The following is a 21,029-nucleotide window of genomic DNA, read 5'->3' as shown; positions in this document are numbered from 1 at the left end:
CCCATCCTGCGTCAGAAGCGAGTCCATCAGGCGGACAAGGCGAAGCGCAGCTCGGCCGACTCTGGGGCGCCCTTCCCTGAGGAGCCGGGAATTTACGCCGTAGAACGAAATTTCGGGTTCACTGCGGGGATCGGCCGGCCGGCCCGGAAATTCCGTTCTCCGGCGATCCTAGCGCGATTACGCCGCCATCTCGTCCGGCGGTCTCTCCCGATCCCTCAATCGGCGGCCAACAATCTCGACGGCATCCGCATGCTGTGGATACGGTCGATGTTCATCTCGGCCTGAAGCGGCTTGGCGTAGAAGCGATCGATCATCTCAACGCTGGTCCGGCAGGCCCGAGCCAGGGTGAGCAGGTCGACGTCGCCGAACAGCAGCCGAAACATGATGGCGGTGTGTCGTAACGAGTAGATCGTACGAGGCTCGCCCTGGGGGTTTGTCTCCAGGCCGGCTTCCTTCAGGGCCAAGCCGAACTGGCGGCGCATGATCTCCATAGCGAACTTGCGGCTTCCCGAGCGCTCGGGGAGGAACACGTAATCGTCCGGCTTGGATCGGCCGGTCTCAGCGTGACGAGCTTTCAAGCGTCGGTAGATCGTCACCGCCGATGGCATGGTGACGACTGGGCCCAACGTGGTCTTCGACACCGTCGAGGTCAGCTTCAGATACTCCGTGCCGTCGACCGTCTTCTTGATCTCCCCATCCTTGTGGCGGAGCGCGAAGGCGTCGCCGGGGCGAAGGAAAGAGTTAACCATGAAGGTGGTGAAATCGCGTAGTTCGACCGTAAGAGGCCACGCCCGCACCTTGATGGGCGGAGACGCCTTTTCCAGCTTCTTCATGGTGCTGAGGAGCTTGCGGTATTCCTCCCATGTGAAGCCGGGCCGAGGACAATCCTTCTGCTTCAGGCGAGGCATCCGGATCGGCGTGGAGATGATGTCTTCGTCCAGGGCCAATTTCAGGACTACGCTGACAAACGACATGACCGCAAGAACTGAGCCTACCGCGAGTTCGCGCTCTTCGATGAGCCAAGCCTCAAATTCTTTCAACTTCCGGTGGTTCACGGCTGTGACGAGTGTCTTTCCAAAAAAAGGGCGGACATATCCTTCCAGTCGCTGAGTGTAGTTGTCGAGTAAATTTTTAGGTCGTGAGCCTGCCTTCACGGCGATTTCAGCATCTTTGATGAGCATCTCCGCAACGGAGGCGACGGTGTGTTTAGGTTTTGCCAAGCGAATAATCCCGTAATGTGAGTGTTAAAATGGCTCGCATCGCGCCAAAATATTTTTGAAAATGCGATTAATGTTTATTATCCCTGCTTAGATGAATAAACGGCACAGATAATCTCGTTTAATTTTCCTTACATGTGCAAATGACTTGTTCAAAAGATTGGTGGCTGGTTCGCCTGGCTGCATAGCAAATCGTAGCGAGCCAGAGCATACTTGCTTCTGGTTGATGGGAATTTATGGATCGAAAGTGAAGTTTGGTTGAGCTGGTGTCGATAATTGACAGACTCAACTTTTCGACAGCAGGCGTCTTAAATCGCAAAAGGTGGGGCGCGTGGCCTTACCCGGCGGGATCGACCGCTACGCGCCAATGAGCGGACGTTGGGTCCCTTTCGGAAACGCGACATTCACGGGGAAAATTGGCGGCTTGCCGTTGACGTCCTTAGTCGTCGCGGACCGTCGCCAGCCTAACCGCCCCCACTTGGACGAAAGTACTTCAATGAATAGCCGTCGACCGCCGTGCGCCGCACCGTAATGCCCGCCTTCGTTAGCCGTTGGGTCACTAACTGGCGGTCCTCGGCCCTCATTCGCATGCCGAGATAGACGGTTTCGCATGCCGAGATAGACGGTCGCAGCCGCGCGTCCGCCATACCGCGCCTCGCCCGGGTGTGGCGAGAAGAGGCGCCATTCGCGTTCATAGGCCCACCTCACGTTCTTGGTGGAGAGGATCGCCCTCGCCCGCAAATCAGGGTCGTGCATAGCGCTGAGATTTAGATAATGTGGCCTGTCACCGTATGCGACACGGGCCAACGCGTGGTCATCCAGCAAGCGGGCGAGTGGATAGGCAATGCAGATGCCGCGGAATCCGTCAGCATAATGCGCCCACATCAGCTCGTTGTCCCAGGTCTCTGACAGGGAGGCGATCCCCAGCCCGAGCTTCTCAAGGCGAACCATTTCAGAAAACTCATCATAGCCGGAGTCCTCGCGCACGCGCGCGTTGGACCGGTAGAAGCCCTCCATTGGGTCATTCATCTGGTTGAACGTCCCGCACCAGATGTAGTCTCGCTCGATCGCGCGCAGCTCGCGCTCAAGCCGCGCCCGGTCGGCAACGCCGTCGCCATCGGCACCGCGGGGCCTAAGAGAACGGTACCGGTACAGCCAGGTCGGCTTAGCGTAGGTCTCGATCGTCGCCATCCGCCCCCCTCTTCAAAGTTGCGAGACGCCATCCAGACCGTGGGCCTGCGCCGATGGGTCAGTAGTCGTAGATCACGCCGATGATCGGCCTCGCGTAGGCCATCACCGGGAGGTCCGGCGCCCCGTCCACGGCCTCGGTCGCGATGACTGCTGAGTCCCCGAGCCCGCCGATCGTCTCGAACTGGCGGAGGTAAGGAAGGGAGGACGACACCGGCGAGCCCACGCGCTTGAGGATGCTCGTGCCATCGTCCAAGGTCAGGGCGACGATCCGGCCTTCGATCCTCGCCAACTCGGCGGCGGTCAATACGCCTCCGCCCAGGATCACCTGACCCGGGAGCGCCAGCGGCACCGCGCTATCCTCTCTCACTCGGTACGCAATCTCCACTCTCGCCAGGATCGGATCACCCAAGATCTCAGTCGCCTCCTCGCGCCCTTCGGGCGGCGGAAGGTGGCCGAAGAGCGCGCCGACTACGCGGTGGGTGTCGATGCCGTGGTCCTCGAACGCAAGCGTGGGGCGGCTGCGGCGCGGATCAGTCGCCTCCGCCGCAAGGGAGAAACCCTCGCCGTTGCGGGGACGTAGCAGGCGCCGCGCGAATGCCTGCGGCCCGCGCCGCGCGACGACGAGGCTATGGTCGCGCACCGTGGTCGCGTCTGCCTCAACGATGGCAACTGACCCGGCGGGAACCGCGAACCCCATTGTATCGTGACGAATGTAGAAAAGTGCCTTGTCGTCGAACCAAGCGCTGGAAAAGAGTTCGTCACCGGCTTGCTGGCTTCCGCCTGAGGGGAGGTGCCCGGCGAACGCGGCGATGTCCTGGCTCACCGGCACGTTGAACACCGGCGCGCGCACCGGGACGAGCGCCGCAACGTTGGTTAGTGCCTCGGCCGTGAGGGGCTCGCGCCAGCGATAGCGCCTGAACTCGCCGTGCACCCGCTCAATGCCGACACGAAGGCGCTTTAGGTCAGCGTCCAAGCCCGCCACGTCGACATAGCTGATCGACGCCTTGTCGTGGTGTGACTGGTTCAGGATGCGCCGCGCCTCCGCTCCAGGAGCCATGCCCGGATCGTTGCAGAAAGAAGCGAGGATCGGACTCTTGAACAGCTCGTTCGAGCGCCCGGAGACGAGCGCGCGCAGGCGGTCGAACAACGGGACGAGCGTCGGGGCGCGGGTAGGCGCGGAGTGCGCGGGGTAAGCCGGATCGTCGAACAGGTCGCCGAGGCGCGCCTCGATGAAAATCCGCGCCTCGTTCACATAGTCCTGGGCTTGCGATGCCCCATCCGGGTTGGCGACGAATGCTTGGCGCTTGCGGTCGAGCTCATCCACTGCAGGCGACGTTTCAAGGGTAGCCCTTGAAACGTTGACGGGATGTACCGCGTGGTGAGCGATGAGGTCGGCGGCACGCGCCTCTTGGACCACAGTGCGAGCGAAGCTGCGATCATGCGTCGTAGCGATGATCTGGGCACCGTCAGTCGCGAGCTGGCAAATTGCCCGCGCAAGACGCTGGCGATTGTCATAGTCGAGAAGGTCCTGAGGGTCGTCTAGCACTAACGTCGTCAGCCCACCGCTGGTCGCGAGCACGTGCTCGCGAAAGGCGAGGTAGAAGCCCATCAGCGCCGCACGCAGCGCCGAAGCGTTCGAGACGTGCTGGGCCGGCGCCTGCACCGTGCCGCGGCCAACATGAATTTCGATCACGCCCTGCGCACTCATTCCCGACGCCCGCGGGCGTGGTGAGAAGGATGTGGCGTTCTGGTAGATCTGGTTCCGCCAGTATTCGGCTCGGTCGTGCAGCTGCCCCCTCATTGGCTCGACCTCGTTTCAAGCCGGCGGCGTCGATGAGGGCGTCCTCCATCCGTACCTCGACGGCTGTCAGAGCGCCGTTGGGAAGGTGGAACTGCACCCTTGCATTGGTCTCGGCGAATGGGACCGTCCGTGTTGTGATGGGACCGGTATCGGTGCGGATGTAGGGGACGCCGTTCCGGCTCCTGGCCCAACCCTCCTGGTCCAACGATTTCCAGAGGTCCAATCTCGAGGCGTAGTTTGCGACGAGATGGGCGTAGGCCGCGAAGGTGTCCCGGTACACGGTCGTCCCCAGGATCGGTTCAAGCGGCTCCGGTTTGCGGCAGAGGTTATTAGCCCCAAAAGTTGCGACGCCCATCAGAACGCCCTCGCCGGGACGGTCGGAATGTTGGTGTTGGCGAGGTCCACGCTGTCGATGGACGCAAGGTTCCAGAGCCGCTTCTGAACGTAGGACTGGACGCCTTCGAAGCCCTCGATTCGCTGGGTGTCCTGACCGTCCATCTGACCGCCATGGTCCATGCTGCACCAGGTGGTCTTGATGAGGGCTTCGACGGAGGTCCACTTCGTATGGGCCTTGTACGCTAACGAGCCGTCAGGAACGCCGACGAGGCAGTGGGCGTGGAGCTGCTCGGCGAACGTTTCCTCGAAGACGATGAAGGTCGCCAGGAACAGCGCCTTATGGCGAGTGTAGCCGGTGCCGAACAGCTCCCGGTTCACACGGTGGAGCATCCGACCGATGGCGGCGCTGAACTCGAACTGGGTCAAGCGGCGCTTGGTCGTGAGCGTGACGAAGTAGCGATCCGGGCAGGCTTCGATATAGCCGGTGACGGTCGGGAGGAGGCTGGCGTGCTTCGAATCGAAGCGCCAGCTCGCAGGGGCTGGGGTGGTTGCAGGCATGTTGGAGGACGGCGTAGGCAAGGGAAAATCCAGGTGTCGATTAAAAATGGCTTGGGTTGAAAATGGGGAAGGGGCTCAGCCCTGAGCGGCTGTTGGCTTCGGGGCTGTCTCGCAAATCGGGGCGTGAACGAAGGCCGCCGCTGCGACGGTCTGGGTGACGGCCCGCGGCAAGACGATGAAGGTCGAACCGAAAGGCGGGGAGCCGGTAGAGATTGTCAGCTCGGCTGTGAAGTGAGTGGAGGCGGTGGAGGTGGCCATAGGACGGAGTCCGATTGTGATGTGAAATGAGTGGAGGAAAAGGGGGGAAGGGCCGCAGTCGGATTCCGACTGACGGTTGATTTGATTGATTAAATTGTGGGTGTGAGCCCGCATTATAGCCGAGCTTGGCTCTAGCTCAAAACGCCAGCAGCCTGACCTTGTCGAGTGCAAACGTTTGGTGTTGTAAAAAGGCTGCACTCGTCGCCGCTTTTAGGACGGCACTTCGTCGAGCGAGTGAGGGCTTTCGTGCTTCGCGGGCTTTATGCCGCCAATTCAGATCGGCCTACTGAGATACCCCGAACTCGCCGAAGGCGGGGGCTTAAGGGTGTGAATATTAAATAAAATCAAGCAATTAGACAATGGTGCCGCTTACAGGACTCGAACCTGTGACCCCCTCATTACGAATTAGCCTCGGACGACGCAGAGCACCTTGGAAAGAGACCTTATAAGCCTGAATTCACTAATGAATTCAAAGGTGCGACTTTGAGTGGCTTGAAAGGGGTTGGAGGGCGTTAGACGCACACGCCCTACTAACGCCCTACTAAATCCCGGACCCCAACGGCATGGCCCACATGTGGCCAAACCCTATCTGATCGGCCGAACAGCGCCGGACTGAGTGGCGCGCGTACGACGGGCTGAGGAATTGTGCATATTGCGCGGAACATAATGGGAACATGCGCTCTCCCAAGCTTTAGGAGACGCCGATGACCCAGGCTAACCGCCTCTTCCGCTTGAACGACCATCCTGCCGGCATGGGGTTGAGTTGCGACGGGGCCGGGCTGGCGCTCGCGGGCGTACCCCTTCTGAGCAAGAGCGCTGCAGGTTTTGCGCCCCGCTCCCGCGAAGATCGACGCCCTGCTGTCCCAGGCCAATGCGGGACGGGACGAGCCGATCACCCTTTCCGCCTCCGGCCTGGCCTCCGTCGCCGAAGCGTTGAACCGGCGCGACCTCGCCAAGGCCAGGATGACCGCGGTGTTCATGAAGGTTCCGGACCTCGACGCCGACAGCGCCGTGCGCCTGATCCTGGCCGAGGACGCCCTGCTGAAATATAGCCCCGACCAGCCGCGCGACGATCATGGCCGGTGGGCGGCGGATGGGGGCGCGCCGACGCCCTCGAGCAGGCCGCGTCTTCGCTTGAGGGGCGGGGTTCACCGCCCGAACCGGAGGGACATGTCCCGAAAACTTCACCCGCGAACGGAACGCCGCCCGCGCCCCAGAAGACTCCATCGGCCACCGCCCCGCAGCAGAAGGCAGGCTTTCGTCCGGGCGCCCTCTCGGCGCGCTACGAGTCGAACGGCGACCCTGGCGCCATCTCGACCGGGAAGGGCGATCCCGGCTCGGTCTCCTACGAAGCCTATCAAATCAAGAAGGCGAACGTCGCCGCCTTCGTGGCTCACGAGGGCGCGAAATGGCCGGAACTCCAAGGCAAGACGCCCGGCTCGGCCGGGTTCGGAACCGCCTGGAAAGCTGTCGCGGCGAAGGATCCGAAAGGGTTCGAAGCCGCCCAGTACGCCTACATCGCCCGCACCCACTATCAGCCCCAGCTCGACCTCGTGCGACAGGCCACAGGCGTGGACGTCCCCGACCGTAGCCATGCCTTGCAGGACGTCGTCTGGTCGAGCGCGGTGCAGCATGGCCCGGCAAGCCACATCGTTTCGGGCGCGATCCATACTGCAGAGGCGCACGGGAGCCAGCCGACCGACTCCGGGTTCGACGCGGCGGTTATAAACGCCGTCTACGATGAGCGGGGTCGCGCCAGACCGGATGGGGTGCTGGTGCATTTCCACCGCAGCAGCTCGGGGGAACAACGTGGTATTGCAGCCCGATTCCGATCAGAGCGTAGACGGGCTTTGGCCGGATTGACCTCTGAAGGGCAATGAGGGGGAGGGCATATGAAAGCGATAGCGTGGGCGTTCGCCGGGACAATCCTGTTGGCGACGAGTTGGGCGGGAGCGGCGGGCGCCACCTCTCCGGACTACGACAAATGTGTCGATAAGACCGAGGGGGTCACGTCCGCCATGCGCGACTGCGCCACCATCGAAGGCGACCGGCAGGATCGCGAGCTGAACGCGCTCTACAAGCAGGCGATGGGCCTTCGCGATGCAGCGGCCCGGGAACAGTTGCGCTTGCAGGAGCGCGCCTGGCTCAAGATGCGCAGCGCCCAGTGCCACAAGGTCCTGATGGAGAACGACGGCACCGGCGCGTTGCTTGATTCAGACGGCTGCTGGCTAGACCTCACCGACAAGCGCATCGCCGAGCTACGGGCCTTGGCCAACGGGCGTCCCTGAACACCGCCAATGTGGTCCTGTAACCGGCTCATCACGGGTGTGGGTGATCGCGCGTAGCCACGCGTTGCAGGACATCGTCTCCACCGATCCGGGGCTTCGACGCGGCGGTGATCGCGGCGGTCTATGACGAGCGGGGCCGGACTAGATTCGATGGGGCGTTCGTGCTTTCCACCGCAGCAGCAGGTTGCATCACGGCTCACCGCCCGCTTTGTCTATGAGCGGAGGCAAGTTCTGGCTGATCTGGCCAGAAGATCGTTGAGGGAGTTGGAGGGGGATGAACGCAGCGCTGTGGGCGTTCGGCGGCATGGTCCTGCTGGCGACGATGGGGGCGGGGGGCGGTGCAGAAGCGAACTCACCAGCCTATGATAAATGCATCGATCGGAGCGAAGGGGTCACCTCCGCCATGCGCGACTGCGCCGGTGTGGAATCGAGCCGTCAGGATCGAGAGCTGAACGCCATCTACAAGCAGGCGATGGCCAGCCGCGACACGGCGGGTCGCGAGCAGTTGCGGACGCAGGAGCGGGCGTGGCTCAAAACGCGGGACGCCCGCTGCGAGTTGAGCGCGCAGCCGGACGCGGAGGGTACGTTGGGGCTGATCGAGGCGGACGACTGCTGGATCGACCTCACCGACAAGCGCATCACCGCGCTGCGGGCTTTGGCCGGCGGCCGCCCTTAACCCGAAAAGTGGTGCCGCCTAGGTGACTCGAACACCTGACCTACGCATTACGAATGCGCCGCTCTACCGGCTGAGCTAAGGCGGCCTAACACCGACGGTTGGGGCCGGGGCTTGGGGCGATCTCCATAGCTTCCAAATCGGTGGAAGCCAAGGCGGTCGATGTCACGCCTTGCCCGATGCGGCGTTCAGCGCCTGGACTACGACGCCGGGGGTAAGCAGCTGGGGCAGGAGCTGGGGCTTGGTCCCGCTGGCGCCGTAGACCAGATACAGCGGCACGCCCGAGCGGCCCTGTTCGGCCAGGGCGTGCTCGATGGCGGGGTCGCGGCGGGTCCAGTCGGCCTTGAGATAGACCGCGCCGGTGCGGGTGAAGGCGTCGGCGACCGAGCGGGTGGCCAGGGCCGTGCGCTCGTTGACCTGGCAGGTGACGCACCAGGCGGCGGTGAAGTCGACGAACACCGGTTTGCCAGCGGCCTGCAAGGTGGCCACGCGCTCGGGCGACCAGGGCTGGGTCGGCAGGGCGGACGAGGCGACCGCGCCACCGGTGTCGGCCGAGGCCGGCGCGGCGGGGACTGCGGTGGGACCGAAGCCGATGGCGGCGACGGCGGCGATCAGGGCGGTGGCGGCGAAGGCGCGCGGCGCCAGCGGGTGGCCGGTGCGCTGGCTCACCCCCCAGCAGAAGGCGGCGAAGGCCAGCAGCAGGGCGGCGGCGAACAGCAGGGGCAGGGCGGCGACGCCCACCTGGAGGCTGAACACCCAGACCAGCCACGCGGCCGCGCCGTACATCGGGAAGGCCAGGACCTTCTTCAGGCCCTCCATCCAGGCGCCGGGCGGCGGCAGGCGGCGGAACAGGCCCGGCGCGAAGGACAGGGCGGTGAACGGCGCGCCGAGGCCGAGGCCGAGCGCCAGGAACACTAGCAGGGCGACCGCCGGCGGCTGAACCAGGGCCCAGCCGATGGCCGGGGCCATGAAGGGCGCCGTGCAGGGCGCGGCCACGACCACGGCCAGCACGCCGGTCAGCACCGCGCCGGCGAGACCGCCCTTGGAAGCCGCCTGGGCGCCGACGCCCTGGGCGGACAGGCCGATCTCGAACACGCCGGACAGGTTCAATCCAGCCCCGAACATCACCAGGGCCAGGACCGAGACGACGATGGGCGATTGCAGCTGGAAGCCCCAGCCCACCGCCTGGCCGCCGGCACGCGCGGCGATCAGCAGGGCGGCGAGGCCGACGAAGGTCCCGACCGTTCCGAAGAGGAAGGCCAGGCCTTCCTTGCGGGCGTGGGCGGGGGATTCCAGGTGGCGGGCGATGGCGGCCGCCTTCATCGACAGGACGGGGAAGACGCAGGGCATCAGGTTGAGGATCAGGCCGCCGACGAAGGCCAGGCCGACCGCCGCCAGCACGCCCATGTCGGCCGGCTTGCCAGCGTCTTCGCCGTGGCCGCCGACGGGTGGCGGGGTGGTGACGACGGGCGGGGCGAGACCCACCGCGCCGGCCAGAGGCGCGCCCGGGGTGGCGTCGACCTCAAAGGACTTCGCGCCGAACGACACCACGCCCTGTAGGCGGGCGGGGGGCTTGCCGTGGCTGAAGCCGTAGCCGGCGGGCAGGGTCAGGGCCACGCCCTGTGTTCCCCGCTCGGCCAGCTGCGGCTTGGCCTGGTCGATCACTGTGCCGTCATAGGGATAGAAGTAGGCATGGGCGACGTCGGCCCCGCGCACGGGCGCGCCGGTCACCGACAGCTTCACTTGGCCGCCCTGGACGGTGAAGCGGGCCTGCAGGCCGTCGGCCTTGGGCGCGTCGGCCAGGGTCTGCTCGATGGCGCGGCCGAAACGGGGTTCGAGCGTGGGCGTAGTGGCGGCGATGGGCACGTCGACGGCCACCGTCCCGCTCTCGGGGATGCAGACGTCCTTGCAGACCAGCCACGCGACCTGGGCCTTGAGGCTGGCGACCGAACCGGGCTTGGCGTCGGCGGGGACCTGAACGGGGACCGGCAGCAGCACTTGGTCGGCGTAGACATAGGCCATGATCGGCCCGTTCAGGAATTGCTCGGGCGCGGGCCAGACGATGTCGCCGGCATGCCACTTGGTGGGGAGAGTCCAGGCGATGGTCGTGGCCTGGCCGGCGTCGCCGGGATTGCGCCAGTAGGTGTGCCAGCCGGCGGCGATCTTCTGGCGCAGCGCGACATAGAGCACCCCGCCGGGGGCGGCGGCCGTCGTTTCCGGGATCAGCTCCGCCTGGACGTGAGGGGTGCGCACCACGACGGCGGGGGCGGCCGAGGCGGCGCCCGCGACCAGCAGCCCCGCCGCCCAGAGGCTCGTGGCTAAGGCGGCGACCTTGGCGAAAGCGCGCATTCTTGTCAGAGCTCCGAAACCCAAGGGCCTAAATCGTCTGGCGTGGCCAGGCTTGCAAGCTTACGCCTCGACAACGTCGCCATCCTGGCCATGATCATTCGCATCTTAGCTTGCCGAGGTTACGTGCCAGCACATTTCGACGATATCGAGGTCGGCCAGGTCATATCCCTCGGAGTCATGGCCATAGATGGGCGCTCGCTGCAAAGCTTCTGCGAGCATATGGCGCCGGGCTGGGCCAAGGCGGACGGGGCGCCGGACGCCTTCCTCTACGCGGTGTGGGCGCGCCTGGATTCCGAGGCGGCCCAGGGCTGGCCCCAGACCAAGCGGCTCGGCGTCGATGCGTTGCGCTGGATGCGTAATCCGCCGGAGGGCGAACTTTTGCGTGGGCGGATGACCGTCCTGGCCAAGGACCCGGTCGGGCCTGAGAAGGGCATCGTCATCGCCCAGCACGACCTGTTGGACGAGGCGGGGCGGCTGGTGTTCTCGTGCCTGACCCGTTCGGTGTTCGCTTCGCGGGGATAGGGCGCGCGGACGCCATCTGCGTCCTTCGAGACGCCCTTCGGGGCTCCTCAGGATGACGAACGTACGTGGATTGCAATAACCTTCGTCATGCTTAGGAGCGGAGCGCGTCTCGAAGCACGCACTCCGTGTCAGCCTACGCCATGTACTCCGCCACCCGCTCCATCCGCTTCAGGGTGGGGAAACTTAGGCGCGCGCGGTCGGTCAGGTGCGGCACGCGGCGCACGTCGAGCGTCTCGGCGAGGCGGCGCAGATAGAGCCACTCCTCCTTGGTCCTCAGGTCGAAGGCGGCGTACTCGCGCTGGCCGTCGCTGAATTCGCGGTCGGAGACGACTGCCTCCGCATGGCGGACCCAGGGCGCGTCGGCCTGGCTGACGTCGAAGCCGGAGCCCCGGTGCATGGGCAGCTTGGCCCGCGCCGCGATCTCGCGCGGGAGCTGGCCCGGGTGCAGGTCGAACAGGCGGCGCAGCGGTTGCTTGCCCATGGGACCGGTGCTCGTCTCGCGCACCAGGGCCGCAGGGTCCAGGTTCAGGGCGTAGGCGATCACCGCCGGGTCCAGGAACGGCTCGCGCACCTCGACCCCGAAGCGCATCCCGCAACGATCCACCCGCTGCAGGTTGGAGCGGTGCATGCCGGCCAGCAGCTGCTCGCGCACCGGATCGCCGTATTCGGCGCCCTCGGCGTAGGCGGCTTCCAACGGGACATAGCCCGCGAACAACTCATCGGCGCCCTCGCCGCACAGGGCGACGCGGAAGCCGTCCGCCTGGGCTCGCCGCGACAGCAGATAGCCGCAGAGCGCGTCGCGCACTACGCTGGGCTCGAAGCTCTCCACGGTGGAAACTACGTCTCCGATCAGGCCGATGGCGTGGTCGGGCTCCATCGGCACCAGCCGCATGTCGTAGCCGGTCATGTCGGCGTAGCGGGCGGCGTAGGCGTAGTCGGGCGCGTCGTAGCCGCCGAGGAAATAGCCTGGCGCCTCGGGGCGATGGCGGGCGGCGTAGTGGGCGATGAGCGTGCTGTCGATCCCGCCGCTGAAGAAGGTGGCGAAGGGCAGGCCGGGCGGGATGCGGGTGCGCACCGCGTCTTCCAGCAGCCGATCCAGCGTCTCGGGGCGGTCGGCGGCGGGGGCGATCGCCGGGTCGGGCGCGAGGCGGGCGAACGGGGTGAACAGCGTGCGCGACAGGGCGTGGCCCGGCGGCAGCAGCAGGACCTCGCCAGTTTCGCTGGCGGCCAGCAGAGGGCGGATTTCCGAGCAGAACAGGAAGCCCCGCGCCGACTGGATCAGATAGAGCGGCTTGACCCCCAGCGGGTCGCGCGCGGCCAGGAACTCGCCGGTCTTCAGGTCGAAGGCGACGAAGGCGTACATGCCCACCAGCCGCTGCAGCGCGCCGCCGCCCCAGACCCGCAGCGCATTGGCCAGCACCTCGGTATCGGAGGCGGTGTGGAACACCACGCCCAGGCCCTCCAACTCACGCCGCAGAGCCTCGTGGTTGTAGATTTCGCCGTTGAACGAGACCAGGAAGCGGTTGTCGAAGGCGAACTGCGGCTGCACGCCACCTTCGGCGTCGACGATGCGCAGGCGCCGCGTGCCCATGGCCGTGTCCGGCGCCGGCGACAGCACCGGATCGTCCACATCACCCCGATGGACGAGGCTTCCGATCATCTTACGGACCACGGCCTCGGCGTCGTCCCAGTCGATCGCCACGGCGATACCGCACATCGGCGCTGCTCCCATCTCGAGTGGAGCGATCAGGGTTAACGGGAAGATGGTTAACGGCTTACTTGCGAGTGAGCGCGCCCTCTCGCCCTTGCCCCGCGCGCCACATCGGGGCAGGTGACGGCCCATGCCCGTTTCCACCGCCTATCGCCCCGATCCCCAGTTCGTGAAGCTCGGCCCGGAGTTCGCCGATCCGGTGGCGCCGGCGGCCTTCCCGCAGGCGACGCTGCGCTACCGCAACGGCCGCTGGGCGGCGCATGTGGGCCTGGACACCCTGACGCCGGACGAGTGGCTGAACGCCTTCGCCCGCTTCCAGCCGCTGCCGGACAACCAGCCCCAGCCCTTGGCGACGCGCTATCACGGCCACCAGTTCCAGACCTACAATCCCGACATCGGCGACGGCCGGGGCTTCCTGTTCGCCCAGCTGCGCGAGGACGGCGAGGCGACCGGCCGGCTGCTGGACCTCGGCACCAAGGGCTCGGGCCAGACGCCCTATTCGCGTTTCGGCGACGGCCGGCTGACGTTGAAGGGTGGGGTGCGCGAGGTGCTGGCCACCGAACTGCTTGAGGCGCTGGGCGTGCCCACCTCCAAGTCGTTCTCGCTGGTGGAGACCGGCGAACAGCTCGAACGTCCCGACGAGCCGTCGCCGACGCGGTCCTCGGTGCTGACCCGGTTGTCGTGGAGCAATGTGCGGTTCGGCACTTTCCAGCGCCACGCCTATCTCGACCGGCGCGACCTGGTCGGCGAGCTGATCGAGCATGTGATCGCGCTCTACTATCCCGAGGTCGGGGGCGTCGACATCGCGGAGAAGGCGTCCAGCCTCCTGCGCGCGGTGATCGTGCGCACCGCTCACATGACCGCGCGCTGGATGGCGGCGGGGTTCGTGCACGGGGTGCTGAACACCGACAACATGAACATCAACGGCGAGAGCTTCGACTACGGTCCCTACCGCTTCCTGCCCAAGAACGACCCGAACTTCACCGCGGCCTATTTCGACCATCAGGGCCTGTACGCCTTCGGCCGCCAGCCTCAGGCGGTGTTCTGGAACCTGCAGCAGCTCGCCGGCTGCTTCGCCCTGGTGTGCGAGCAGGAGCCGCTGGTCGAGGCGCTGAACACCTTCGGCACGCTTTACCGCGACGGCCTGGCCGAGGCGATCGTGCGTCGGCTGGGGTTGAAGCCGCTGGCTCCGCCCGACAACGGGGTGCTGGCGGCGGTGGCGTTCAAGGCCCTGGCCGAAGGTGGCGAGGCGCTGCGCTGGGAGCCGTTCTTCTTCGACTGGTTCGGCGGACTGGCCTCCGCCCCGCGTGCGCTGCAAGGGCCGCGCCTGGGGCTCTACGACACCGAGGCGTTCCGCGCCTTCCGCACCGGGCTGGAGGCGTTCGAGACCGAGCGGCCCGAGCGACTGCAGCACGCCTATTTCGCCAACCCCGAGCCGCAGGAGCTGCTCTACGAGGAGATCGAGGCGATCTGGGTCGACATCGCCGAGCGCGACGACTGGACGGCGTTCGAGGCCAAGGTCGCCGGGATCGGGGAAGCGCGTGAGGCCCTGGCTTTTACAAGCTGAGCCATTGGAACCGCCCCTGGAAGCCCTACGTTGGTGACGTAAATCCCGCTGCGCTTGCGCAGCGCCCTTAGCCTGCCTGGAGAAAACCCATGCCCGACGGCGCCGTCGATGTCGCTCAACCCGACTACAAGATTAAGCCCAATGAGATCCAAGCCTTCGGCACCCTGAAGGACCTGCCGATCGCGCTGGAAGCCAATGCGCGCGCCAAGAGCGTCGGCGCGCTGAACCAGCTGCTGGTCGACACCATCACCATCCGCGACATGTACAAGAAGCACCACTGGCAGGTGTCGGGTGTGACCTTCTACCAAATCCACCTGCTGTTCGATAAGCACTTCGAAGAGCAGTCGGCCTTCGTCGACGACATCGCCGAGCGCATCCAGTCGCTGGGCGGCCTGGCCTATGCGATGGCCGCCGACGTCGCTGAGAACACCAAGATCCCGCGCCCGCCCAAGGGTCGCGAGGACGTCCCCACCCAGATCTCGCGCCTGCTCGAGGCCCACGAGATCATGTTGCGCGAATGCCGCGAATATGCGTCGGAAGCGACCTCCTACGGCGACGACGGCACCAACGACCTGATTGTCTCCAGCCTGATCCGCACCCACGAGATGCAGGTCTGGTTCCTGGCCGAACACCTGGCGGCCACGCCCCTGCTGGCCAAGGATCGCTAAAGCTTCGAGCTCTCCGTAGGAGACGCCGGAAGATCGGGAAGGGCCTGGCGGCGACGTCAGGCCCTTTCTTCGTTCACCAGCTTGCCGATAGCGTCGAGGTAGCGGACGAAGGCGTCCTGGCCCTCCGCTGTAATGCGGATGCGGGTCAGCGGCTTGCGGCCGGAAAAGCTCTTCTCCACCCCGACATAACCCGCCTCCTCCAGCTTGCGCAGGTGGGCCGACAGGTTGCCGTCGGTGAGCTGTAGCCGGGCCTTCAGGGTGGTGAACTCCGCCTGCTCCGCCGAGGAGAGGTAGGCCATAATCCCCAGCCGCACCCGGCCGTGGATCACCTCGTCGATCTGGTCGATGTCGAAGCCGTCCATGATCGCGGCCTCAGACCACGTTGGACGGTTCGCCGCGCATTAGCAGCCAGCCGGGGAGCGCCACCAGCAGAAGCAGGGCCAGGGCGGTGGCCGGAAAGGCCAGCAGGCTAGGGGCGGCGAAGCCGATCACGACGGCCGCAAGGAAGCAGCCGGCAGCGACCCTGCCGATCCATTTTAGCTCGCTCATCGCCGCCGCGACGGTCCAGGCCGCACCGTAGAAGGCGATCATCACCGAAGGATAGATGTCGAATACGGCGTAGCTGCGGGTTTCTACAGCCACGATCCAGAAGGCGGCGAACAGCGCCAGCATGGCGTAGCCCAGGCCCCGCCAGACAGCCTGGACCGCCCGGTTCGTCACCGCCGTCGCGCCCGGCCGGATCCCATCCCGCTGACACGCACGGAACCACGCGTACGGGACATAGAGGCCGACCGCTACGACCCAGACCCAGATTTGCGACCATTGGGGCAGGGCCAGCATGCGCGCCGCGATCGCCCAGCAGACCAGGCTCGCCAGGGCGAAAACCAGGCCGGCGACGAGTAGGCTGCGCCCGATCAGCAGCGGGGCGCGTCGGCCTTCCTGGGCCAGGGCGCGCATAAAGGCGAGGTCTTCGCGGATCGCCTGGACGTCGTGGACCATGGGGAAGCTCCTCCAAATCCGTGATGGCATCCTATGGCAAATAACTTTGCATGTCAAAGTTCTTTTGAAGCGTCAGTGTAGCGGCCGTGCGGCCCCGGTTTCGCTGGTGGAGGCCGGAGGGCATCGCCGTGATGTTCCAGCCGCGCCGACTCTGATCTAAGCAGGCGGCCATGCTGATCGCGCTCTCGCCCGCCAAGACCCTCGACTTCAGCCCCGTCGGCCGGGAGCTGTCCACGACCAAGCCGGCCCTGGCCAGGGACACCGCCGAACTGGTCGCCGTCGCCAAGACCTTGGGCCGCGCCGACCTGAGGCGGCTGATGGGCATCTCCGACAAGCTGGCCGACCTGAACGTCGAGCGGTTCAAGGCCTTCAAAACCACCCGCGCCGCCGAGACCGTCCCCGCCGCCCTGGCCTTCGCCGGCGACGTCTATACCGGACTGAAGGCGCGCGAGCTGGACGCCGAGGCGCTGGACTGGGCGCAGGACCGCCTGCGCATCCTGTCGGGGCTCTACGGCGTGCTGCGGCCGCTCGACCTGATCCAGCCCTACCGGCTGGAGATGGGGATTCGGCTAGCCAACCCGCGCGGGGAAAGCCTTTACGCCTTCTGGGGCGACCGCATCGCCAAGGCGCTGAACGCGGCGGCCAAGGGGCACGCCGACCGCACCCTGGTGAACCTCGCCAGCCAGGAATATTTCGGCGGGGTGGATCGCAAGGCGCTGAAGATTCCGGTGCTCACCTGCCAGTTCAAGGAGCGGAAAGGCGACGAGGTGAAGATCGTCTCGTTCTTCGCCAAGCGCGCGCGGGGGGCCATGGCCCGCTACATCATCGACCGGCGGATCGAGCACGTGGCCGACTTGAGGGGCTTCGATCGCGACGGCTACGTCTTTTCGCCGGCCCATTCCGACGAGGCCGAATGGGTGTTCGTGCGGGATTCCGAGTAATCTCCTCTCCCGCTCACAGGGGAGGAGAAGCCTGGGCGCTTGTCCTGCACGAGCCAGGGCGGATAAGGTCGCGCCATGATCGAAGAGCTTGTCGAGCAATCCGCCGTCCATGCGGGCCTCAGCCAGGATCAGGCGCGTAGCGCCCTGTCCGGCGCCCTGTACCTGATCCAGAAGCATGGCGAGCCGGCCAAGGTGGCGGACCTGTTCGCCGCCATCCCCGGCTCCTCGGAACTGGCCGACGCCGGTGCGGCGCTGACCGCCAACAAGGGCGGCGGCCTGATGGCCGGGCTGATGAGCAAGGCCGGCGGCTCCAGCGGGGCGGTGATGTCGGACGCCATGGCCATGAACCAGCAGCTCACCCGCAAGGGCGTGACCATCTCCGACATGCAGAAGATCCTGCCCCTGGCCATGACCTGGGTGAAGCAGAAGACCGGCGAGGACAAGCTGCGCGGCGTGTTCAGCACCATTCCAGGCCTCGGCCCGCTGCTGATCGGGCAGGCCTGAGCCGAACGGCGTTTTCCGGCCCGTTGCGGCGGCTGGGGGATCGAAAGCCGGCGATCATGGCCTAGGATGGCGTGAGGTCGGGGGAGGGGTCGCGTGTCGAAGGAACTGGAATTCGCCGCCGCGGACTCCGTCGCCGCCCTGACCCGGCGGGGCAGGGCGGCAAAGCCGTCGCACACCCATACCGAATGCCTGAACTGCGACGCGCCGCTGCAGGGCCCCTACTGCTATGACTGCGGCCAGAACGCCGACGACCATCACCGCTCGATCGTCCATCTGATCTGGGAGGCGATCGAGGGCTTCACCCACCTGGACGGCCGGCTGGCGCGGACCCTGCCCGCCCTGCTGCTGCGACCCGGCAAGCTCGCCCGCGACCATATCGAGGGACGGCGCACCCGCCACGTCCCGCCCTTCCGCCTGTTCCTGATCTGCCTGCTGCTGTTCATGTTCGCCCTCGAGGCGGTGGTGCATCGCGAGATCGGCGAGGGTCGCCACACCCCCGCCCAGAACGCCGCCGCCGGCGCCAGCATGCAGAAGGCGCGAACCAGTCTCGCCAGGACGGTCGTCACCCACGCCGCCGACAAGGTGGAGCATGTCTCCAAGGGTTCCGTGAAAGTAGAAGTGATGGACAGCGCCCAAATCCAGTCGACCCTGGCGCGCAACCCACCGCACGATCCGCTTGGCCGATGGATGAGCGAACACATCGGGCGCGCCGTCCAGAACCACGAATTCTACCTGATGCTGGTGTTCGAATGGGCGCATCGGCTGGCGGTGCTGATGCTGCCGATCCTGGCCGGGCTGTTGACCGTGCTCTACGTCTACAAGCGGCAGTTCTACGTCTACGACCACCTGGTGGTGTCGATGCAGTACATGTCGTTCTGCTTTCTGCTATGGGCGTTCGTGGCGATCTTGCCCAAGCCGCTGAACGGGTGGCTGTTCTGGCCGGCGCTGGCGTGGACGCCGGTGAACCTGTTCATGACGCTGCGCGGCGCCTACGGGTCGAGCCGGGTCGGGGCGGCGGGCAAGGCGCTGTTCCTCTGGCTGGCGACGCTGTTCCTGTTCAGCGTGCTGCTCGTCGGCCTGCTCGCCCTGGCCCTGAACCAGGTCTGACGCGCCGAGTCGCATTCCGTATCGGCTCCGGCGCGCCTATCTAGGCCCGGTGGTGTTGCATCTGATCAAACTCGTCGTCGGCCTGGACACGATCGAGGAGCTGGAAGCCTGGCGCAAACAGGCCGAGAGCCGCGAGCCGGTGTGGAAGGTGCGCACGCGCCAGACCCCCAAGCGGGCCGACGAACTGGTGGATGGCGGCTCGATCTACCGGGTGTTCAAGGGCGCCATCCTGTGCCGCCAGACCATCCTGGCCGTGGACACGGTGGGCGAGGGCCGCGAGAGCCGCTGCGAGATCACCGTCTCCGAGGATGTCGTGCGGGTCGCTCCGGTGGCGCGGCGGCCGTTCCAGGGCTGGCGCTATTTCGAGCACAAGGACGCGCCGCCCGACTTGACCGGCATCGATCCGGAGCTGGCCGTGCCTCTCGACCTGGCGCGTCAGCTTCGCGAACTTGGCGCCTGGTGAGCTCTGGTATGGTTAACCGACCCTTAAGCCGCGTTGACCGGCAAGGGTGTAACGTAGGACTCTAGCGGCGGCCCGGGTGTGTTTCGGGCGCGATTCGGAGGCTGACATGGCCGAAGCCCACGTCATCGTCGTTGGCAACGAAAAAGGCGGCGCCGGCAAGTCCACGGTGGCCATGCACCTGGTCACAGCCCTGCTGCACGGCGGCGCCAAGGTGGCGGCGCTGGATATCGATCTGCGCCAGCAGTCGATGAACCGCTTCTTCGCCAACCGGAAGGCGTGGGGCGCGGCCAACGGCGTGGACCTGCCTCATCCCATCGGCCGCCGCCTGTCGCAGGACGACGAGGCCCTGGCCCGCCGCGACCCCGAAGAGGCGGTGAACCGCTTCGAGGAGGTGTTCAGCCTGGCGCGCGAGGAGGCGGAGTTCGTGGTGATCGACACCCCCGGCTCCGACAACCTGCTGATGCGTGCGGCCCACGCCCGCGCCGACAAGATCGTCACCCCGATCAACGACAGCTTCGTGGACTTCGACATGCTGGGCCACCTGGACCCGGTGTCGATGGAGCTGACCAAGCCCAGCCTCTATTCCGAGACGGTGTGGGAGAGCCGCAAGCGGCGGATGGTGCAGGAGCGCCGCTCCATCGACTGGCTCGTTCTGCGCAACCGCCTGGCCACCAACGAGAGCCGCAACCGCAAGCGGCTGGACGAGCGGGTGCAGACTCTGAGCAAGCGGGTCGGCTTCCGGGTCGGGCCGGGTCTGCGCGACCGGGTGATCTATCGCGAGCTGTTCCCCTTCGGCCTGACCATCGCCGACCTATCGTCCACCGTGCGCCCGGTGGCGGTGTCGCTGAGCCACGTCGCCGCGCGGCAGGAACTGCGCGCCATCATGTCGGCCATGGGGCTGGAAAGCGACGCCGAGGACAACGTCTACCTGCCCGGTCAGGACGGTGGCGCCGACCTGGACCTGGACGTGCGGGAGGAAGTCGAGGCGTGATCCTCCTCGTCCTGGGGCTCGTCCTGCTGGCGGTCATATTCGGCGGGCGCAGACTTGGGGCCGGGATCGGGGGCGTCCTGAAGGTCTGGCGGCCGACGGCGGGGCTGGCGTCGATCATGGTGCTGATCGGCGCCCTGGCGCTGGGGCTTCGTGAAGATTGGCTGCCGGCGGCCGGACTGGCCGCTGTAGGGGCGTTCCTGGCGATCAGCGCGCGCCATCGCAAAAGCCACGCGCCGAAACCGACGCCCACCTCGCGCATGAGCCCGGACGAAGCCCGCGCCATCCTGGGGGTGGAGCCCGACGCCAGCGTGGCCGCCGTCCAGGCCGCCTACCGTCGCCTGATCCGCATGGCCCACCCCGACCAGGGCGGCACCCGTGGCCTGGCCGCCCAGCTCAACCTGGCGCGCGACGTGCTGATGGGGCGGTAGGGGAATACGGGAGGGAGGCTGGCGGCGTCCACGCCGCCTTCAGACCCCCAGCACCACCGCTTCGGTATAGGCCAGATCGTTCGGCCGGGGCCGATTGGGGCCGAGGTAGTAGCGGGGCCAGCGGTCCTTGAGGAACTTGCCGGTCAGGCCCGGCGCCGGCCCATCGCTGTCGATCATGGTCAGGACGGAGCGCCGCCTCAGCAGATAGCGGCCCACCGGGCCGGCCAGCCGCACGAAATCATCGGTGTCGCGGCAATAGACGAGTTGGGCGTAGGACAGCGGGGTGCGTCTCAGTCCTCGCAGGGAAAACACGAAGGGGATCAGGCCGTCGGGCGTCTCGCACACCAGGCTGAGGCAGCCATAGGCGGCATGGTCGGTCAGCAGGGTCGCTTCCGCCGCGTCTTGCAGTCGGTCCGCGTCCTCGCCGCGGTAGGCGCGCACGCGCACGCCGCTTCCC

The 21,029-nt window shown here is 66.3% G+C and carries 21 protein-coding genes and 1 tRNA gene; 12 read left to right on the top strand and 10 right to left on the bottom strand.

The window, feature by feature from the left end; all coding sequences use genetic code 11:
* Positions 1–215: 215 nt before the first annotated feature.
* From GSQ87_RS14305 to GSQ87_RS14290, 4 genes are all read right to left on the bottom strand, one after another.
* Positions 216–1,220 carry a hypothetical protein gene (locus GSQ87_RS14305; protein ID WP_158916054.1) on the bottom strand — a complete coding sequence of 335 codons (1,005 nt, stop codon included), beginning with the start codon at positions 1,218–1,220 and terminating at the stop codon, positions 216–218.
* Positions 1,221–1,574: 354 nt separating this feature from the next.
* The gene (locus GSQ87_RS14300) at positions 1,575–2,408 is read right to left on the bottom strand and encodes a DUF2971 domain-containing protein (protein WP_158916053.1); all 834 of its coding nucleotides are present in this window, start codon (positions 2,406–2,408) and stop codon (positions 1,575–1,577) included.
* A 58-nt stretch (positions 2,409–2,466) separates the two neighbouring features.
* Complete coding sequence (locus GSQ87_RS14295; RefSeq protein ID WP_158916052.1) at positions 2,467–4,116, bottom strand: ABC transporter ATP-binding protein; 1,650 nt, start codon at positions 4,114–4,116, stop codon at positions 2,467–2,469.
* A gap of 447 nt (positions 4,117–4,563) precedes the next feature.
* Positions 4,564–5,124, bottom strand: coding sequence for a hypothetical protein (locus GSQ87_RS14290; protein WP_158916051.1), 561 nt, complete (start codon positions 5,122–5,124; stop codon positions 4,564–4,566).
* Positions 5,125–6,443: 1,319 nt separating this feature from the next.
* Between GSQ87_RS14290 and GSQ87_RS14285 the strand changes: the two genes are divergently transcribed.
* The 3 genes from GSQ87_RS14285 (at position 6,444) to GSQ87_RS14275 (ending at position 8,325) form a co-directional block, all read left to right on the top strand.
* On the top strand, positions 6,444–7,241 hold the full coding sequence (locus GSQ87_RS14285) for a hypothetical protein (RefSeq protein ID WP_158916050.1): 798 nt from the start codon (positions 6,444–6,446) through the stop codon (positions 7,239–7,241).
* A 12-nt stretch (positions 7,242–7,253) separates the two neighbouring features.
* Positions 7,254–7,649, top strand: a complete 396-nt coding sequence (locus tag GSQ87_RS14280; RefSeq protein WP_158916049.1) for a lysozyme inhibitor LprI family protein — start codon at positions 7,254–7,256, stop codon at positions 7,647–7,649.
* A 274-nt stretch (positions 7,650–7,923) separates the two neighbouring features.
* Positions 7,924–8,325 (top strand): lysozyme inhibitor LprI family protein, encoded by a 402-nt coding sequence (locus GSQ87_RS14275; protein WP_158916048.1) that lies wholly within the window; start codon positions 7,924–7,926, stop codon positions 8,323–8,325.
* Positions 8,326–8,334: 9 nt separating this feature from the next.
* Here the strand turns inward: GSQ87_RS14275 and GSQ87_RS14270 are convergent.
* Together GSQ87_RS14270 and GSQ87_RS14265 are read right to left on the bottom strand one after the other, a co-directional pair.
* A tRNA-Thr gene (locus GSQ87_RS14270) sits at positions 8,335–8,410 on the bottom strand.
* A 77-nt stretch (positions 8,411–8,487) separates the two neighbouring features.
* Positions 8,488–10,671 carry a protein-disulfide reductase DsbD gene (locus GSQ87_RS14265; RefSeq protein ID WP_158916047.1) on the bottom strand — a complete coding sequence of 728 codons (2,184 nt, stop codon included), beginning with the start codon at positions 10,669–10,671 and terminating at the stop codon, positions 8,488–8,490.
* 123 nt (positions 10,672–10,794) lie between these two features.
* Here GSQ87_RS14265 and GSQ87_RS14260 point away from each other — a divergent pair, with 123 nt between their 5' ends.
* Positions 10,795–11,193: an acyl dehydratase gene (locus tag GSQ87_RS14260; RefSeq protein ID WP_158916046.1), complete on the top strand. Its 399-nt coding sequence runs from the start codon at positions 10,795–10,797 to the stop codon at positions 11,191–11,193.
* A gap of 133 nt (positions 11,194–11,326) precedes the next feature.
* Here GSQ87_RS14260 and GSQ87_RS14255 read toward each other — a convergent pair whose 3' ends face one another.
* Positions 11,327–12,910: an asparagine synthetase B gene (locus tag GSQ87_RS14255; RefSeq protein WP_158916045.1), complete on the bottom strand. Its 1,584-nt coding sequence runs from the start codon at positions 12,908–12,910 to the stop codon at positions 11,327–11,329.
* Between the two features lie 124 nt (positions 12,911–13,034).
* On the opposite strand from GSQ87_RS14255, the gene GSQ87_RS14250 reads away from it, so the two are divergent.
* On the top strand, positions 13,035–14,471 hold the full coding sequence (locus GSQ87_RS14250) for a protein adenylyltransferase SelO (protein ID WP_158916044.1): 1,437 nt from the start codon (positions 13,035–13,037) through the stop codon (positions 14,469–14,471).
* Positions 14,472–14,560: 89 nt separating this feature from the next.
* Positions 14,561–15,139, top strand: a complete 579-nt coding sequence (locus GSQ87_RS14245) for a Dps family protein (RefSeq protein WP_158916043.1) — start codon at positions 14,561–14,563, stop codon at positions 15,137–15,139.
* A 56-nt stretch (positions 15,140–15,195) separates the two neighbouring features.
* Here the strand turns inward: GSQ87_RS14245 and GSQ87_RS14240 are convergent, their stop codons facing one another.
* Both GSQ87_RS14240 and GSQ87_RS14235 read right to left on the bottom strand, forming a co-directional pair.
* Positions 15,196–15,501, bottom strand: a complete 306-nt coding sequence (locus GSQ87_RS14240) for a winged helix-turn-helix domain-containing protein (RefSeq protein WP_371416671.1) — start codon at positions 15,499–15,501, stop codon at positions 15,196–15,198.
* A 10-nt stretch (positions 15,502–15,511) separates the two neighbouring features.
* The gene (locus GSQ87_RS14235) at positions 15,512–16,138 is read right to left on the bottom strand and encodes a hypothetical protein (RefSeq protein WP_158916042.1); all 627 of its coding nucleotides are present in this window, start codon (positions 16,136–16,138) and stop codon (positions 15,512–15,514) included.
* Positions 16,139–16,308: 170 nt separating this feature from the next.
* On the opposite strand from GSQ87_RS14235, the gene yaaA reads away from it, so the two are divergent.
* The 6 genes from yaaA to GSQ87_RS14205 all read left to right on the top strand — a co-directional run bounded on the left by yaaA (position 16,309) and on the right by GSQ87_RS14205 (position 20,572).
* On the top strand, positions 16,309–17,079 hold the full coding sequence (yaaA, locus tag GSQ87_RS14230) for a peroxide stress protein YaaA (RefSeq protein ID WP_158916041.1): 771 nt from the start codon (positions 16,309–16,311) through the stop codon (positions 17,077–17,079).
* A gap of 75 nt (positions 17,080–17,154) precedes the next feature.
* Positions 17,155–17,583, top strand: a complete 429-nt coding sequence (locus tag GSQ87_RS14225) for a DUF2780 domain-containing protein (RefSeq protein ID WP_158916040.1) — start codon at positions 17,155–17,157, stop codon at positions 17,581–17,583.
* 93 nt (positions 17,584–17,676) lie between these two features.
* Entirely contained in the window at positions 17,677–18,690 is a 1,014-nt protein-coding gene (locus GSQ87_RS14220) for a DUF3667 domain-containing protein (RefSeq protein WP_158916039.1), read from the top strand.
* Positions 18,691–18,739: 49 nt separating this feature from the next.
* Positions 18,740–19,153, top strand: a complete 414-nt coding sequence (locus tag GSQ87_RS14215; RefSeq protein ID WP_158916038.1) for a DUF1489 family protein — start codon at positions 18,740–18,742, stop codon at positions 19,151–19,153.
* Positions 19,154–19,259: 106 nt separating this feature from the next.
* Complete coding sequence (locus GSQ87_RS14210) at positions 19,260–20,144, top strand: division plane positioning ATPase MipZ (RefSeq protein ID WP_158916037.1); 885 nt, start codon at positions 19,260–19,262, stop codon at positions 20,142–20,144.
* Positions 20,141–20,572: a molecular chaperone DnaJ gene (locus tag GSQ87_RS14205; RefSeq protein WP_158916036.1), complete on the top strand. Its 432-nt coding sequence runs from the start codon at positions 20,141–20,143 to the stop codon at positions 20,570–20,572. The genes GSQ87_RS14210 and GSQ87_RS14205 overlap by 4 nt, the downstream gene beginning before the upstream one ends.
* A 39-nt stretch (positions 20,573–20,611) precedes the next feature.
* Here GSQ87_RS14205 and GSQ87_RS14200 read toward each other — a convergent pair.
* Positions 20,612–21,029: hypothetical protein (locus GSQ87_RS14200; protein ID WP_216839322.1), on the bottom strand; the 418-nt coding region annotated here is incomplete at its 5' end.

Origin of the sequence: Caulobacter sp. S45, assembly GCF_009765965.1 — a bacterium.
Classification (GTDB): Bacteria; Pseudomonadota; Alphaproteobacteria; order Caulobacterales; family Caulobacteraceae; genus CAHJWH01.
The sequence above is the reverse complement of the archived record's forward strand: the minus strand, read 5'-3'. Positions and strand labels throughout refer to the sequence as shown.

Bases quoted from the DNA above. Each gene is read 5' to 3' on its own strand.
- GSQ87_RS14300 (WP_158916053.1), bottom strand. From the start codon at position 2,408: ATGGCGACGATCGAGACCTACGCTAAGCCGACCTGGCTGTACCGGTAC.
- GSQ87_RS14295 (WP_158916052.1), bottom strand. From the start codon at position 4,116: ATGAGTGCGCAGGGCGTGATCGAAATTCATGTTGGCCGCGGCACGGTG.
- GSQ87_RS14280 (WP_158916049.1), top strand. From the start codon at position 7,254: ATGAAAGCGATAGCGTGGGCGTTCGCCGGGACAATCCTGTTGGCGACG.
- GSQ87_RS14275 (WP_158916048.1), top strand. From the start codon at position 7,924: ATGAACGCAGCGCTGTGGGCGTTCGGCGGCATGGTCCTGCTGGCGACG.
- GSQ87_RS14265 (WP_158916047.1), bottom strand. From the start codon at position 10,671: ATGCGCGCTTTCGCCAAGGTCGCCGCCTTAGCCACGAGCCTCTGGGCG.
- GSQ87_RS14255 (WP_158916045.1), bottom strand. From the start codon at position 12,910: ATGTGCGGTATCGCCGTGGCGATCGACTGGGACGACGCCGAGGCCGTG.
- GSQ87_RS14250 (WP_158916044.1), top strand. From the start codon at position 13,035: ATGCCCGTTTCCACCGCCTATCGCCCCGATCCCCAGTTCGTGAAGCTC.
- GSQ87_RS14245 (WP_158916043.1), top strand. From the start codon at position 14,561: ATGCCCGACGGCGCCGTCGATGTCGCTCAACCCGACTACAAGATTAAG.
- GSQ87_RS14240 (WP_371416671.1), bottom strand. From the start codon at position 15,501: ATGGACGGCTTCGACATCGACCAGATCGACGAGGTGATCCACGGCCGG.
- GSQ87_RS14235 (WP_158916042.1), bottom strand. From the start codon at position 16,138: ATGGTCCACGACGTCCAGGCGATCCGCGAAGACCTCGCCTTTATGCGC.
- yaaA (WP_158916041.1), top strand. From the start codon at position 16,309: ATGCTGATCGCGCTCTCGCCCGCCAAGACCCTCGACTTCAGCCCCGTC.
- GSQ87_RS14225 (WP_158916040.1), top strand. From the start codon at position 17,155: ATGATCGAAGAGCTTGTCGAGCAATCCGCCGTCCATGCGGGCCTCAGC.
- GSQ87_RS14210 (WP_158916037.1), top strand. From the start codon at position 19,260: ATGGCCGAAGCCCACGTCATCGTCGTTGGCAACGAAAAAGGCGGCGCC.